We start from the raw sequence: 15,253 nt of genomic DNA, 5'->3' as shown, positions 1-15,253 counted from the left end.
TTAACACTTCATGCCAAGCACAATTTGAGGCAAAATGTGATCGAGAATCAACTGTGATGGTAAGAGGCAGACCTAGTATCATGAAAAAGCCGGAAACACTGACGCATATTTGGGCTTTTTCGAATAAACATATACAATTATTGCGGTATGTCGTTGCTATAATTGTGAGCTTTAGTGTTCTGGTAGCAATTGCCGATTGCTTTATAAGAGAAGAACAGTTGAATGTTCTTTCCTTGTTGTTGTTTTTATTTTTTGCAATAACGGGATTTGCTTTTCTTATATTGTTTTTGACCGGTGCTTTTTCCAACGCAAAAGCTTTGGAAAACGATAGTAAACCATTGCTCATCGACACGCTTGACGACGCAATCATACTTTCGGATGCTTCCGGAAATATTATTTCTACCAATGCTTCATGCGCAAAACTTACAGGTTTTGATAAAGCAAAAACAGTGTTTTCTCTTTTTTCGTCGCTTGAGGATATCGAACCGGCGTTTTATCGACTGACCACGAAAGCACTTGCGGGTCAAACAGCGCGCGAAGAATTGCGCGGAAATTCGCTATATCAGGCAGATGCGAACGAAACACAAACCTGGTACAGTCTTTCGGTCAAACCGGTAAAGCTGAATGGGCGCGCCTTTTTGATATGGCGTCTTGAAGATACAGGCTTTGCTCGCAATATGTACGAGCCACTTTTCCGGAATCTTCAGGAAGCTATTAATCATCTTGATCGGGCACCGGCCGGTTTTCTTTCAACCGATGTCAATGGCAGATTTCTTTATATCAATGCGCCATTGGCAAATTTGCTTCATATTGATCTCCAAAATTTCAAAATGTCGGGGATTTCATTTGATAAAGTCTTCGAGACATTCGGGCAAACGTCAAACTGGAAAGAAATCAGGAACAATATAGATCGTGCAGATGGAAGCTATGAGTTTTTTGTCGATTGGCATGGCGAGACCCAAGATTATTTGAAGCTTATCGTTTGCGCAACCAAAGAGACTGCCGAACAAAAGGAAGATATTATTTATCGATTTGTTCTGTTACCCTTGTCGAGACAAGCCGATATTGCACCTACTCTGGACAGCCTGTCAGATAATTTCCATTATTATTTTGACAACGCGCCGATAGCACTCGCAATGGTTGACCAACGAGGCGAATTAGCGAATATGAATCGGCCGTTTCAACTCCTTTTCGATATAAAAACAGGCAAAGACGAAAAAATAGTTCTTGGTGATTTATTCACGCTCGAAGGGAAGCGTAGCTTAGCCGACTTTTTCAAAAAAATATCGGGAAACCCGCAAGCAAAATATTCGACGGAAGTTAGTCTTGCGGGCGATGAAAACAGACATTTCCGTTTATTTTTTCTGGGAATTTCGCGAGAAACGCATGAGCAGAGTGGAGAAGTGGCAATATTGTCCGTTGTAGAGACGACAGCTCAGAAAACTCTGGAAGACAAAATGGCGCAAGGACAAAAGCTGCAGGCAATCGGGCAGCTCGCCGGTGGCATTGCTCACGACTTCAATAATGTTTTGACAGCAATTATCATGTCATGTGATCTTCTTCTCGCTAGTCATCGCAGTTCTGATCCGGCTCATGCCGATCTTATCAATATCAAAAATAATGCCAATCGTGCCGCTTCGCTCGTTCAACAATTATTGGCTTTTTCTCGTCGCCAAACATTGCGACCGGAAGTGGTGGATCTGACTGAATTGCTTTCCGACGTGCGAAATCTTTTGACGCCGCTTTTAGGAAGCAACATCCATTTGAAGTTCAATCACGGCCGCGATTTGTGGAGTGTCAAAGTCGATCAGGCATCTTTTCAGCGCGTTTTGATGAATCTCGTCATCAATGCACGCGATGCGATGCCCAAGGGCGGGAATATTACGATTACGACTACCAATTTGGCAAAACAAAAGGCTGCAGATCTCGGCTTTGAAGGGTTGATAGCTGATGATTATGTGGAGCTTGATGTGGAGGACAATGGCACAGGTATACCAAAAGCGGTTCAGGAAAAAATGTTCGAGCCGTTTTTTACCACCAAAGAGGTAGGCAAGGGGACGGGGCTTGGTCTGTCGATGGTCTACGGGATTGTCAAACAGACCGGTGGTTTTATTTACTGTGAGAGCGAAGAGGGGAAAGGTACGAAATTCCGTATCTTCCTGCCAAGATTCATTGCCGATCCTGTCAAAAATGAACAAAAAGCAGTTGAGCCGGTAAAATCATTAAGTGAAAAAAATGCCGATCTGTCGGGGAATGCAACCGTCCTTCTTGTTGAAGATGAAGCTGCAGTGAGAATGGGTGGTGTGCGCGCTCTCCAATCACGCGGCTATAAAGTGCTGGAGGCCGAAAACGGTATCGAGGCACTTGATATCATAGCAGAACATAATGGTGCCGTCGATCTGGTGGTATCCGATGTTGTTATGCCGGAGATGGATGGACCTACATTGCTTGGCGAAATGCGAAAAAAATATCCGGATATAAAATTTGTCTTTGTTTCAGGATATGCGAAAGATGCTTTTGCGAAAAATTTGCCGCCTGACGCGGTTTTCGGATTTTTGTCAAAACCTTTCACGTTGAAGCAGTTAGCAATGAAAGTGAAAGAAATGCTTTCCGACGAAAGCACTACCAATTCATGATTTTTTACTTTTTCATCAAAACAATTCGTTAAAATGATTGAAATCCTCGCTATCTAATGCAAGATAAGCACCGTAAAATACGCTAAAGAGGGTGAACCATGCGCAAAATACTGATTTCCACAGTTTCAGCCTTGGCTTTGACTGGTAGTTTTTTCACGTCGTCAGCTTATGCCGATATTGTTATCGGTTTCATCGGGCCGATTACGGGACCTGTTGCAGCTTACGGCATACAGGCTAATAACGGTGTGAAAGTGGCCATTGAGGAATTGAATAAAAATGGCGGTATCAATGGCGAAAAAGTCGTTTTGAAAGTGTTTGACGACGGAGCAGAACCCAAGCAGGGGGTTTCGGCGGCTAATCAGTTGATTGGTGAAGGCATCCAATATGTCATCGGACCGGTTACCTCGAATATCGCGTTGCCTGTTTCCAATATTTTGGAAGAAAATGATGTTTTGATGATAACACCTTCGTCGACAACGCCTGAACTTTCAAGTCGTGGACTATGGAACGTCCTGCGTACTATAGGACGGGATGACCAGCAGGGCGATTACGCAGCAGACTATTACATCAAACATTTGAAAGATAAACGCATTGCTATCATTCATGACCGTGCAACTTACGGCAAAGGTCTAGCTGATGCATTCAAAACGGCGCTCAATAAAGGTGGCGTAACAGAAGTCTTTTACGGTAATATTACACCGGGAGAGAAGGATTATTCTGTTATGGTCAGTCGGCTGAAACAGGAAAAAGTCGACTATGTCTACTTTGGCGGGTATCATCCAGAGGCCGGGTTACTTTTGAAGCAAATGCGTGAACAAGGTCTTGAAGCTCCGCTTATTGGTGGCGATGGATACAATACATCGGAATTGTGGTCGATTGCGGGAAATGCAGCCGAGGGATCACTGTTCACCAATTCTGTGGATGTCAAGACAAACCCGGAAGCACAAGAGACGATCAAGGCATTGAAAGCACAGAATATTCCTCCAGAGACTTTTGCAATCAACGGTTATGCGGCTATACAGGTCTTGACTTTTGGCATCGAAAAAGCCGGTTCCGCTTCAGATCCCGAAGCAGTGGCAACTGCAATCAAATCGGGAGAGCCCATTAAAACGACTTTGGGCGAGATTACATATGGCGATCGCGGCGATATAACATCGAAAGTCTTTTCGATGTATAAATGGCATAATGGCGAGATTGTTTCTGCAGAGTAACCGATTTCATAACAAAAGGCGGTTTTATACCGCCTTTTGTTTTTTATGAATTGTTTTCAACTCGGGTAAAATTATTTTTTAATTGCGAGCAAGTGTTGTCGACTGATAAATACGGTTCAGCATTTGCGCACCATCTTTTTGCATGTTCGCTTCCATTTTACTTTCCGTCGCGTCAAGTAAGGCGGCAACCGTATTGTTGCGAATGGCTACGGGATTTCTTTCGTAACCTGGACGCAAAAAGAAATTGGCAGTGGGGACTTTGGCACGATATTGGGGTGGCATTGTCACCATGTCGTAGCCGTTGCCATCACCGGTGAGGTTGAGCATCTCGAGTTCAGCTCCCGATAGGGGGCGCGAGACACCTTTGCGTCGCAAAAATGTCAAGGAAGTTCTCAGCTTGTGGATTTGTAAAAGTGGCCCCACATCTTTATCCATGGTCATCGCATGCATTCCAAGTCCGGCATCGGTTTTCGCAAGCTCGCTTTGAGCTCCCCAATTATGCGGAACTGTTTTTGCTTTTGCGGTCATGCGTTCAACAACATTTGCTTTTTCGAGAAGTTTTGTTCTTTCTGTTCCTGACGCCTGCTGCGCTTTTTGTCGTAGTTCTTTTGCAATGTCGTTACCATATTCCCACATCAGGCTCACACTTGCTGTCGCAACAAGCTGATTATATCCTATAGCGGTAGAGATCGGTCGGGCATTTGCTTTGCCCTTTATCATGCCAGATTGCAGGTCGTGTGTGCCATCGCCGCCTGTTTCAAAAGCGTAGATAGACACAAGTTGTTCACGTGTAAGACCAATTTCTTGGGCGGCATTGACGTAACTGCGCATAAATTCGCTTTCGTTAGATGGTCTTTCCGGTCGAAAACCATAAACGCGTTTTGAAGCTGCAACAAAATCATCGACACCTGGAATTGAACGTGAAGGTCCCGTTGTTTTGCCGGTGGAAGGCTTGGCTGGTCCAGAATAGAGAGGTGGCTGTGACAAAACATAATCGGTGAGTTCAATTGTTTGTCCACGTGCCCGCTTTTCATTGCGCAGTTTTCTTTTCGCGCTGATTTGATCCCAATAGGCAGTAGCTTGTTTGTTATACGCATTATAGGCGTTCCGCCAAGCCTCGTAATCTTTGCTGTTGATAGTACCGAGGGGGCTTGCAGGTCGGATGCTCGATGTTGTCTCGTTTGAAGTTTTTGATGGCGATTGGAAATATTGCAGTGAATCCGACATACAACCGCTGATAACGACACTACAACTTATCAAAAAAATGGTTTTTGTACGCAACACGACAGCTCGATCCTGTAAGAGGTTTCAAAGCTATTATGTGGTGAATTGGTTGATAAGTCGTGAAGAGGAAAATGGTGTCGCACCAAGGTTTGTTCGGAGACGGTGTCACATTTGAAGCAACGTTTTTTGAATAGAACAATAATTTTGTTTTAATCAAATTGCCAATGCGGTTCATCAACCTATTCAATCAGAATAGAGATAATTTTAGTTATGGACTCAAGTTTATTTGTGTGAATCGAAACAAAATTTTTAATTAAACTATTTCGGGACAAACGGTTGCAGCTATATCGTTCAAAAAAAGCCTTCGAATGCTTGAGGATTTTAATATTCCGATTGATCAGAATGAAATAATTTGTTGATTGGCATTGGTGTTTTTATAATTGCTTTCAATAAATGCCCGTAAAGTTGCCGGATAAAGCTTGTGTTCAACTTTAAGAACTCGTGCAGCTAAAGTTTCCGCCGTATCGTTGTCCAAAACGGGTACGGCAGCCTGACCTAATATAGAACCTTCATCCATGCCTTCTGTTACAAGATGTACGGTGCAACCGCTTATTTTTACGCCGGCATCCAATGCTCGCTGATGCGTGTTCAGACCTCTGAAAAGCGGGAGAAGAGCAGGGTGGATATTTAAAATCCGACCTTCATAGGGTGTAATAATACGTCGCGAGATTAATCTCATAAAACCGGCGAGGCAAATAATATCGGGTTTGAACCTATCAATCCGGTCAAGAAGAGCAGTTTCGAATGAATCTTTGTCAGTAAAACTTTTGCGGCGTACGATATCGGCAGGAATTCGAAGAGCTCTTGCACGCTCGATACCCTTTGCGTCGTCGTTGTCACTTAAAACGGCGACAACCTCGGCCGGAAAATTATCTTTTCTTGTTGCTTCGACAAGAGATACCATATTGGTACCACTTCCGGAAATGAGGATAACAATTCTTTTTTTCATAGCGCGAGGTGACCTTTGTAAACAACGCCTTTGTCTTTTCTCACCGTAATACGTCCGAGACGAACCGGTTTTTCACCTTCTGCCTGAAATGCAGAAAAAACATCGTCAGCTTTTTTGTTGTCGACGACAACAATCATCCCGATACCACAATTATAAGTCCGCAGCATTTCCAGTTCTGTAATGTTTCCCTGTTTTGCAAGCCAGGAGAACACCGGCGGAACTTTTATTGCGTCGAGATTGATTTCAACAGCCAATGTTTTTGGCAATACGCGCGGGATATTTTCCGGAAAGCCACCACCGGTAATGTGTGCCAAGGCTTTAATGCCAAGATCTTTGCGCAATACCGAAAGAAGAGACCGGACATAAATACGTGTCGGTACCAATAAAGCGTCGGCAAGTGAAACGGTCTTATCGAATGGAGCAGGGGCGTTAAAATCAAGACCACTTTCCTCAACAATGCGGCGGACGAGAGAAAAACCGTTAGAATGGAGACCCGAAGACGATAGCCCTAAGACCACGTCTCCTTCATTTATATCTTTCGAGGGAAGAAGCTTTCCACGCTCTGCCGCGCCGACAGCAAAACCGGCCAAATCATAGTCACCTTTAATATACATGCCAGGCATTTCGGCAGTTTCGCCCCCTATAAGGGCAGCTCCAGCCTGCCTACAGCCCTCGGCAATGCCGGAAACGACTGCGGCCCCCTGATTGGGGTCAAGTTTGCCGGTTGCATAATAATCAAGGAAAAAAAGCGGTTCGGCTCCCTGAACGACGAGATCATTGACACACATGGCCACAAGATCAATCCCGACAGTGTCATGAATGCCGGTGTCGATAGCAATTTTTAATTTGGTTCCTACACCGTCATTTGCGGCTACAAGAACAGGGTCTTTAAAACCGGCGGCTTTCAGATCGAACAATCCGCCGAACCCACCCAATTCTGTATCGGAACCGGCGCGTTGTGTCGTTCGCACGATCGGTTTGATTTTTTCCACCATAAGGTTACCGGCGTCGATATCAACTCCGGCGTCCGCATAAGTCAGATTGTTTTTTAGGGGGTGTGTGTCGCCCATCGGATTTATCCTCGATCATGATCATGAACACATGAGACCAATGCCACGTTCAAAGTCCACTCGCAAGTTTTATCAAGCTTTTAAAAAAAGATATAAACGATTGTTTCTTGACGTTGTTACAGGAAGCTGCATATCCTTTCAAAACAACAAACTCAGTGGACGTCTATGAGCGATAGAGATTTTGATACCTCTTCCGAGGGGCCGTTGGTAGAAAAAGGCAAAAAAGGCTTGCGATTCAAACGGAATAAAAAAACTGTTTATATCCCGGCCTACGCCAATATTGCTTTCCGCGGGAATGTTAAGAAGCAAGCTATTTTTTGGCTTCTTACGCTTCTTTTCTTTGTCATTTTCATGTTTGTTTTCAGTTCGATTCTCTTGCCGTTTGTTGCAGGAATTGTGCTTGCCTATTTTCTCAACCCGATTGTTGAAATGCTTGAAAGAATCGGAATTTCAAGAATGTGGGGAACGGTTCTGATAACAATCGCTATTGTGCTTGTGCTTGTTATCGCATTAACAATCCTTATTCCGGTTATTACGTCACAGTTACAACAATTCATCAGGGACGGGCTGCCGGTTTATGTAAATCGTATTCAGGCTTTTTTTGCCAATCATAGTTTTGAATGGATCAAGCGTTATATTGGCAGTGATGCCAACGAGATTCAGTCGAATATACAAGCATTACTCGGCCAAAGTTCCGATCTCATCAAATCTGTGCTGAATTCGGTCCTCGATTCAGGAAAATCTCTTGTCAATCTTGTAAGCCTTTTTGTTGTTGCTCCGGTTGTTGCTTTTTACATGTTGCTTGATTGGGAACGTATGGTAACGACGATTGATTCGTGGATACCTCGTAATCATCTGGAAACGGTGCGTGGAATTTTTCATGAGATGGATCGCGCTGTCGCAGGGTTTATTCGTGGTCAAACGTCTGTTTGTCTTGCGCTTGGCGTTTATTATGCCGCCGGTCTCACAATTTCGGGGTTGAATTTCGGATTATTAATCGGTTTATTTGTAGGATTGATCAGCTTTATTCCCTATGTGGGCTCGATGACCGGATTTGTTCTTTCTGTGGGTGTTGCGTGGGTTCAATTCTATCCAGAACATTGGGAACGGATTATCGTTGTTATGGGGGTATTTTTTGTAGGCCAATTTCTTGAGGGGTATATTTTGCAACCAAAATTGGTCGGGCAGTCGGTTGGTCTCCATCCTGTGTGGCTCATGTTTGCTCTTTTTGCTTTTGGTTCGCTATTCGGCTTTACCGGCATGTTGATTGCAGTTCCTGCAGCAGCGGCAGTCGGGGTTCTTGTACGGTTTGCACTTCATACCTATCTTGAGTCCCCGCTCTATTCGCCAAGCGGGTCATCAACAAGCGGGGATGTCGGAGAACACGAATGAATAAAAGGTTGGAGCAATTACCGCTCTCACTTTCACATCCAACAGATTTCTACAAAGATGATCTTGTCGTAACAGAAAGCAACAAGGCCGCCTATGAGCTTATCGAGCACTGGCCGGACTGGCCAATGCCTATTGCTGTGCTTGTAGGCCCCGGTGGTTCGGGCAAAACCCATTTTTCGACCGTATGGCTAAATATAGCTGATGGAATTCGGATTCCTGCTGGCAAGTTGGACGAAGCAATAACTACAATAAGAAGCAGAAGACCGGTTCTCATAGAAGATATCAATAATGCGGCATTTGACGAAGTCGCATTTTTCCATCTTATAAATTCGGTCAAGCAAACCCGCTTGGCTGACGAGCGCGTTACGCTGTTAATAACAGCCGATACTGTTCCGTCAGGCTGGGATGTGAAGCTCGAGGATTTAAAAAGCAGACTTAAGTCGGTAACGTTAGCGGTTTTGGAACAGCCGGATGATCAATTATTGAATTCCGTTGCGTATAAACTTTTTGCAGATCGGCAAATAAGTGTCGATCCGGCGGTGATAGACTATCTGATCAGCCGTTGCGAACGATCGCTCTTTGCTTTAGGAAAAGCAATCGAGGCAATTGATCGTTTGGCGCTTCAAAGGAAGAGCAAAGTTACCAAGGCCATTGTAGCTGAAATTATTAACAGCGAATCCAAGGCGTCTTGATTTTTCTAAGGCGAGTATCAGTGTTTAACCGAGCTTGTGATAGCGTTATCAATCAAGCCTGATATTGTTGGACTTTTTTCACTCAAGCTTTTGTCATTTGCCCAACCGATAATGTCGGTTGATGGCACAACAACGCGATGCCATGATCCTTGACGATCATAAGAACGCATTTCTTGACCAATTTTGACGGTCGCAATTATTTTCGAATGCGAATCGGCGTTCATAAAAATAGGCGTGGGAGCTGTTGCAAAGATAGCATTGGCGGCGTTGTTAGCAGCAAATCTCGCTTTGGGAGGCAGGTTTTTATCAGCTTTATAAGGAACCAGAGGCGTTGCCTCTTTTGGCGTGACCACGGCAGTTGTCGGGTTTGCCAATTGGGAAGCTGATGGAACAGGAACATTCACTGGATGCGGATCGACTGGTTTGGGTGCGACTGCAACTGTCGTACCAGCTTTATTGAATGGTGTTACGTGAATTGATGGTGATACAAGAGATTTCGGTGCTTGAGCATCGATGTGCTCACCTGTTCCGACTTCATAATTTGTATGATACCAGCCGGCTCCCCCCATGAGAACGAGTCCACCCAGAATCAGATAACTTATAAAAGGCGACCTGGTTTTTTGTGCCGCGCGCCTGTGAGGCTTTCTCACTTTCGTTTGGTTCACTGCCATGATTGATCCTTTCAGTGGGATCAATTCTGTCATGGAATTATTTTGAAAAAGTTATTGAATATAAAAATATTGTCATAAACGACGAAAAAAATGCGATTTGCGCTTGCACTTCCACATAGAAAAATTTAGGGAGAGTGCGTTAAACGTTAATAATACGTCGGAGCGTAGCGCAGTCTGGTAGCGCACCTGATTTGGGATCAGGGGGTCGTAGGTTCGAATCCTATCGCTCCGACCATGGCTTGATTTGACAAAAAGATGATGCGACATAATAGTCATAAAAGGTTATAAATTCTTTGATCGCATGATCCGAAGGGAAAAAATCATGGTAGCGCGAATTTTCAGTCCGGCTAAAACAGCCATGCAATCCGGAAAGGCAAATACCGGTTTTTGGGTTCTTCAATATGAACCGAATGAAGCCAAGATGATTGACTCGTTAATGGGCTATACTTCTTCGGCTGATATGAAGAGTCAGGTCAAATTAACGTTTGAAACGCAGGAAGAAGCCATCGCTTTTGCTACAAAGAACGGCATTGCCTATCGTGTAGAAGAACCACATGCAATAACGCGCAAAAAAGTTTCTTACTCAGATAATTTCAGGAATGACCGTCAGGTTCCTTGGACTCATTGAGGCTGGTTGTTTTCTCCGATATTTTCTGGTCCCGTAGCTCAGCTGGATAGAGCAACGGCCTTCTAAGCCGTGGGTCACAGGTTCGAATCCTGTCGGGATCGCCATTTACCTATGAAACATCGGTATTATGACCGGTTTTGTGCAAATAATTGTATTCCCTCGGTGGAAACTGTTACGTTCATTTTTAGCAAAAATATCCGATTTCAGGGCGGCATATTTAGATAAATTCGGGCATTATGATCTTCGGCTATGTATAAAATTGCCAGACATTTTTCCGGAATTCGGCAGAAAATTACTATTTTGGGAAGAAAAATTCTTCATAGAATATTGGCTGCGGATTTATGATAAAATCGTATCGATAGCTTGCAAACCAAATTCCGGCTATAACCGATCGTCAAACAACAGTTCAAGTGTTGGATGAAGTGTTACGACTAATATTCTGAATTTTATTAAAAATTTTATATGAGAAATGATAAAATTAAATTTTATCTAAAAACGATTAAAATTTTAAATTGGTAAATGGAAAAAATGGCAACCTGATAAATCAGCCGGTGGTTGTCAGCGATTATTTTTTCAATACGTCTCTTTCCGTTTCATTATTGTGATGACAAGAATAATGAAAATTCATTTGCAGACCAATAGCTTTACATCACGAGGTTCCGGACAATTTTACCTATAGAAGGATATATGAGACCTGATTGCTTTTAGGGTTTAAAAATATGATAAAAAGGGTAAAGAATATTGCCAATATCTTTTATGCTGAATAAAGAAGCGGGCATATTTTGTTAAAAGGAGCAGTCAAGATGTACATTGCGATGAATCGTTTCACCGTTTTTAAGACAAAAGAGGAAGACTTCAGAAGAAGGTGGAAAGATCGTCAGTCCCGGTTGGCCGAGTTGCCCGGGTTTGTGGAATTCCAATTATTACGTTGTGATACGGATACATCTGGCGATTCTATATTATATGCATCTCATACCGTTTGGAAATCGAAAGAAGATTTTGTCCGTTGGACGAAATCCGAACAGTTCAGAGATGCACATAAAAATGCGGGCGAGTCTAGCGGATTTTATGCTCACGGGCCAAAGTTTGAAGGTTTTGAATCTGTAATCTGAAATATGTTTGTCAAAGTCGCATGAAAAAGAGCCTTTTGTAAATTTTTACAAAAGGCTCTTTTGTGTTTCTCGAAAGTTACAAGATCAGCTAGGAAAAGTGGCCGTTACTTCAAAAGAGAAGGCAGAATATTTTCGGAAAAATCCTGGTAGCAAACAGGACGCAGGAAACGATAAATTGCGGCTGTGCCGACGGATGTTGACCTTCCATCCGAAGTTGACGGGAACGGGCCGCCATGAACCATAGCTGGCGATACTTCGACACCGGTTCCAAATCCATTGATCAAAAGTCGTCCGGCCATAATTTCGAGCAGCGGCATCAACTCATTGGCGAGAGCATTATCGGAGTTGGTCAGATGAATGGCGATTGTCAATTGACCTTCAAGAGCTTCCAGAACCTTAATAAGATCATGTTTGTCATTACATTTGACAATGAGACTGGACGAACCGAAAACTTCCTCTTCCAAACGATGGTCTTTGATGAAGTCCGATGCAGACACTTCGAAAAGTGCGGCTTGGCACTCAAATTCACTGCCCGGTTTCCCGCGGGCAATTGTCGTTACTTTAGAATTGTTTTCCAGTCGTTCTACACCGTCGCGATAAGCTTTCGCTATGTTTGGTGTAAGCATTGTTTGCGGAACGGCTGCCTTTGTAGCCTCTCTGGCACTATTTAAAAATGCATCATATCCTTTGCCGTTAATAGCCAAAACCAAACCAGGATTTGTACAAAACTGGCCTGCTCCCATGCACAGCGAATTGATAAAAGAAGTACCGATTTCGCTTCCACGTTCTTCCAGCGCTCCTGGCAACAACAATACCGGATTGATGCTGCTCATTTCAGCGTAAACAGGAATTGGTTGTTTGCGTTTTGCAGCGATATCCATAAAAACAAGGCCGCCTTTACGTGAACCGGTGAAACCGACAGCACGGATATGAGGGTCTGCAACGAGTTTTTGCGCAATTTCCGGTTCTGTTGTTTGTAGTAATGCAAAAGTACCTGCTGGCATATGACAGGCCGCAACGGCTTGTTGCACGCAACGTCCGATAACTTCTGAAGTGCCCGGATGGGCAGGGTGGGCTTTGACAATAACCGGACAGCCGGCGGCTAGAGCAGCAGCAGTATCGCCGCCAGCGACAGAAAATGCGTAAGGAAAATTTGAGGCTCCAAAAACAGCAACCGGTCCAATTCCGATATTACGGAATATCAAACCTGGTTTTGGTTGGGGTTTTCGGTTCAAATCCGCCGGATCATCACGACGGTCAATAAAATGAGCTGAGCGTACTTCCCGTGCGAACATTTTCAATTGATTGACAGTACGCATACGTTCCCCTTCGAGACGGGCTTTTGGCAGGCCGGTTTCTGCCATTGTGCGCGCAATCAATTCGTCGCCGGTTGCTGCAATAAGCTCGGCAATTTTTTCCAAAAAAGCAGCACGTTTCTCAAGATTTGTTTCGCGATAGATGGGAAATGCTTTCCATGCGGCTTCTGTGGCTTGTGCGAGGTCTTCAACGGTTGCACCACCGAATGTTCCGGGCAAATGTTTTCCGGTTGCGGCTTCGATAGCCTGAAAATGGCCATCTTTGCCCATATGCGACGATCCATTGATGAGTAATTCACCGGTAATATTCATTGTGGCGACTCCTTATCTGTGTTTTGCCAGTTCCCAACCACGCCAAACGAGGTACTCGGGAATAATGATTGAAGGGTTATGGTGCCTTTCACCATCAGGATTTTTGTAACGGCAATCCGGATTGACACAGTCGCCAAAAATCACTTCTCCCTCCGGTAATATATTATAGATATTTTAAATTCGAAATATATGAGTTACCTTTCGCTTTTACAAACTAATGTGATGCGAGAAAACGATATGGGATTAACGCGCCCAACGGAGTGCTAAAATATCAAGCTGTTTTGCTATTTCCAATATTTCGGAACGAATTTCTGCAGAGACTGGAGGTAAGGGTGCCCGCAATCCATCATGATGGATTATTCCACCTTCTTTCATCAGTATTTTTGCAGTTGCGAAACTTCCTTGGCGGTTCTCGAGATTTATAAGCGGTAACCAACGCATATAAGCGTTTTTTGCTTCTTCAAGATTTCCTTCCATAAAGGGATCGAATACCTGTCTTATGCCATCAACATAGCCGCCACCCGTCATAGCCCCCTTTGCACCGGCTCTAAGATCGGAAAGAAGAGTAATTCCTTCTTCGCCATCAAAGGGGCCTTCAATGTACTTCCCTCCTTCTGCAATTAGCTGACGCAATTTATTGGCTGCTTGTGGCGTTTCAATTTTGAAATAGGATATATTTTCAAGTTCTTTTGCCATTCGCACCAGAAGCGGAACCGGAAGGAAAGTTCCGCTCATCGGCGCATCCTGTATCATAATCGGAATGGATATAGCATCCGAGACAGTTTTATAAAATTCGAAAATCTGTTCTGCAGAGACACGCAATGTTGCCCCGTGATAGGGGGGCATGATCATGACCATCGACGCACCGAATTGCTCTGCCTGTTGGCTGCGCTCTGCACATATTTTTGTACTGAAATGCGTGGTCGTAACAATGACCGGTACCCGTCCGGCAACATATTCAAGTATATCTTTAGTCAGTATTTCTCTTTCATTATCGGACAGAAGAAATTGCTCGGAAAAATTGGCTAGAATACAAAGTCCATGGCAACCGCAATCGATCATAAAATCGAGGCATCGATGTTGTCCGTCAAGATCGAGATTACCGGATTTATCAAAAATAGACGGAACTACAGGGAAAACTCCCTTATAACGTGCATTATCACGAGGTACTTTCATGCTTAAATCCTTATTTTAAGTGTGATCCTGACGAGCTACGGCCCATCCTAGCCGGCAGGAGAACTCCATACCGGCTTTCCGGATTGCGTTTTGTAATTGATGTAAATGACTTTCTACGGCTCGACTGAGGGGAAGAGAAATACTGATAGCTGCGATGACTTTACCTTCGGAATTGCGCACCGGGGTCGCCATGCAATAGACATCAATGTTTGATTCACCTGTTTCGAAAGCGATATCTTCGTTACGGACCGTATTCAATTGTTGGCGTAATATAGATAAATCGTTAATCGAACGTTTGGTAAGTTGTTCCAGAACTATATCCCGAAACAAAGTTTCAAAAATATTTTCCGGCAGATAGGCAAGAAGAATTTTTCCGAGTGCTGTACAATGAGCCGGTAAACGTGCTCCGATGGAGGAAATGAGACGTACGCGTTGAGAAGATTCCGCTTTTGCAACATAAAAGACAAAACGTCCATCAAGGCGTCCGACTTGCACCGTTTCATCTACTTCCTGTTCAAGTTTACGTGCTATTTCACCGGCTATTACATCAAAATCAATCCGGCTTTGATAAGCCCCACCCAACATCATATTAGTCGGACCGAGTGAGAACTCACCTGCGTTGCTTTGAATAACCATGCGGTGTTGGCTCAATGTATTCAACAATTCGTACATAGCACTTCGCGGAATGCCAAGTTCTTCAATCAACTTTGTAACCCGAACAGGTTTTGGTTGACTGGCCAGGAATTCCAGAATGCGCAATCCCCGATCAAGTGCCGGCACAGTTCTCATTATAAATTACTTTCA

14 protein-coding genes and 2 tRNA genes are annotated in these 15,253 nt (G+C 44.0%); 8 read left to right on the top strand and 8 right to left on the bottom strand.

The window, feature by feature from the left end; genetic code table 11:
- Positions 1-80 precede the first annotated feature (80 nt).
- Positions 81-2,636: a PAS domain-containing sensor histidine kinase gene (locus tag H3S83_RS07455; protein ID WP_198239316.1), complete on the top strand. Its 2,556-nt coding sequence runs from the start codon at positions 81-83 to the stop codon at positions 2,634-2,636.
- Positions 2,637-2,743: 107 nt separating this feature from the next.
- Entirely contained in the window at positions 2,744-3,847 is a 1,104-nt protein-coding gene (locus H3S83_RS07450) for a branched-chain amino acid ABC transporter substrate-binding protein (RefSeq protein ID WP_370541366.1), read from the top strand.
- A gap of 78 nt (positions 3,848-3,925) precedes the next feature.
- On the opposite strand, the gene H3S83_RS07445 is transcribed toward H3S83_RS07450, so the two are convergent.
- The 3 genes from H3S83_RS07445 to purM form a co-directional block, all read right to left on the bottom strand.
- Entirely contained in the window at positions 3,926-5,131 is a 1,206-nt protein-coding gene (locus H3S83_RS07445) for a hypothetical protein (RefSeq protein ID WP_198239315.1), read from the bottom strand.
- 337 nt (positions 5,132-5,468) lie between these two features.
- Positions 5,469-6,080, bottom strand: coding sequence for a phosphoribosylglycinamide formyltransferase (gene purN, locus H3S83_RS07440; protein WP_198239314.1), 612 nt, complete (start codon positions 6,078-6,080; stop codon positions 5,469-5,471).
- Positions 6,077-7,150, bottom strand: a complete 1,074-nt coding sequence (purM, locus tag H3S83_RS07435; protein ID WP_198239313.1) for a phosphoribosylformylglycinamidine cyclo-ligase — start codon at positions 7,148-7,150, stop codon at positions 6,077-6,079. The genes purN and purM overlap by 4 nt, the downstream gene beginning before the upstream one ends.
- Before the next feature lie 165 nt (positions 7,151-7,315).
- Between purM and H3S83_RS07430 the strand changes: the two genes are divergently transcribed.
- Both H3S83_RS07430 and hdaA read left to right on the top strand, forming a co-directional pair.
- Positions 7,316-8,542, top strand: coding sequence for an AI-2E family transporter (locus H3S83_RS07430; RefSeq protein ID WP_077971612.1), 1,227 nt, complete (start codon positions 7,316-7,318; stop codon positions 8,540-8,542).
- Positions 8,539-9,234, top strand: coding sequence for a DnaA regulatory inactivator HdaA (gene hdaA, locus H3S83_RS07425; RefSeq protein WP_198239312.1), 696 nt, complete (start codon positions 8,539-8,541; stop codon positions 9,232-9,234). Before H3S83_RS07430 ends, hdaA begins: the two co-directional genes overlap by 4 nt.
- 17 nt (positions 9,235-9,251) lie before the next feature.
- Here hdaA and H3S83_RS07420 read toward each other — a convergent pair whose 3' ends face one another.
- Positions 9,252-9,905, bottom strand: a complete 654-nt coding sequence (locus H3S83_RS07420; RefSeq protein ID WP_198239311.1) for a hypothetical protein — start codon at positions 9,903-9,905, stop codon at positions 9,252-9,254.
- 158 nt (positions 9,906-10,063) lie between these two features.
- Between H3S83_RS07420 and H3S83_RS07415 the strand changes: the two genes are divergently transcribed.
- The 4 genes from H3S83_RS07415 (at position 10,064) to H3S83_RS07400 (ending at position 11,645) form a co-directional block, all read left to right on the top strand.
- Positions 10,064-10,140 (top strand) — tRNA-Pro (locus H3S83_RS07415).
- A gap of 87 nt (positions 10,141-10,227) precedes the next feature.
- Complete coding sequence (locus H3S83_RS07410) at positions 10,228-10,533, top strand: ETC complex I subunit (protein ID WP_077971608.1); 306 nt, start codon at positions 10,228-10,230, stop codon at positions 10,531-10,533.
- Positions 10,534-10,560: 27 nt separating this feature from the next.
- Positions 10,561-10,637: transfer RNA gene (locus H3S83_RS07405), tRNA-Arg, on the top strand.
- Positions 10,638-11,336: 699 nt separating this feature from the next.
- A complete protein-coding gene (locus tag H3S83_RS07400; protein ID WP_198239310.1) occupies positions 11,337-11,645 on the top strand; it encodes an antibiotic biosynthesis monooxygenase in 309 nt (102 codons plus the stop codon).
- A gap of 104 nt (positions 11,646-11,749) precedes the next feature.
- Here the strand turns inward: H3S83_RS07400 and H3S83_RS07395 are convergent, their stop codons facing one another.
- From H3S83_RS07395 to H3S83_RS07385, 4 genes are all read right to left on the bottom strand, one after another.
- Positions 11,750-13,273 (bottom strand): aldehyde dehydrogenase (NADP(+)), encoded by a 1,524-nt coding sequence (locus H3S83_RS07395; protein ID WP_198239309.1) that lies wholly within the window; start codon positions 13,271-13,273, stop codon positions 11,750-11,752.
- 12 nt (positions 13,274-13,285) lie between these two features.
- Positions 13,286-13,417 carry a hypothetical protein gene (locus H3S83_RS11580; RefSeq protein ID WP_255520570.1) on the bottom strand — a complete coding sequence of 44 codons (132 nt, stop codon included), beginning with the start codon at positions 13,415-13,417 and terminating at the stop codon, positions 13,286-13,288.
- Between the two features lie 99 nt (positions 13,418-13,516).
- Positions 13,517-14,449, bottom strand: a complete 933-nt coding sequence (locus H3S83_RS07390) for a dihydrodipicolinate synthase family protein (protein ID WP_198239308.1) — start codon at positions 14,447-14,449, stop codon at positions 13,517-13,519.
- 15 nt (positions 14,450-14,464) lie between these two features.
- Entirely contained in the window at positions 14,465-15,238 is a 774-nt protein-coding gene (locus H3S83_RS07385; protein ID WP_198239307.1) for an IclR family transcriptional regulator, read from the bottom strand.
- Between the last annotated feature and the right edge of the window lie 15 nt (positions 15,239-15,253).

This window comes from Bartonella sp. W8122 (assembly GCF_016102485.1).
Classification (GTDB): Bacteria; Pseudomonadota; Alphaproteobacteria; order Rhizobiales; family Rhizobiaceae; genus Bartonella; species Bartonella apihabitans.
This window is presented reverse-complemented; position numbering and strand designations above follow the sequence as displayed.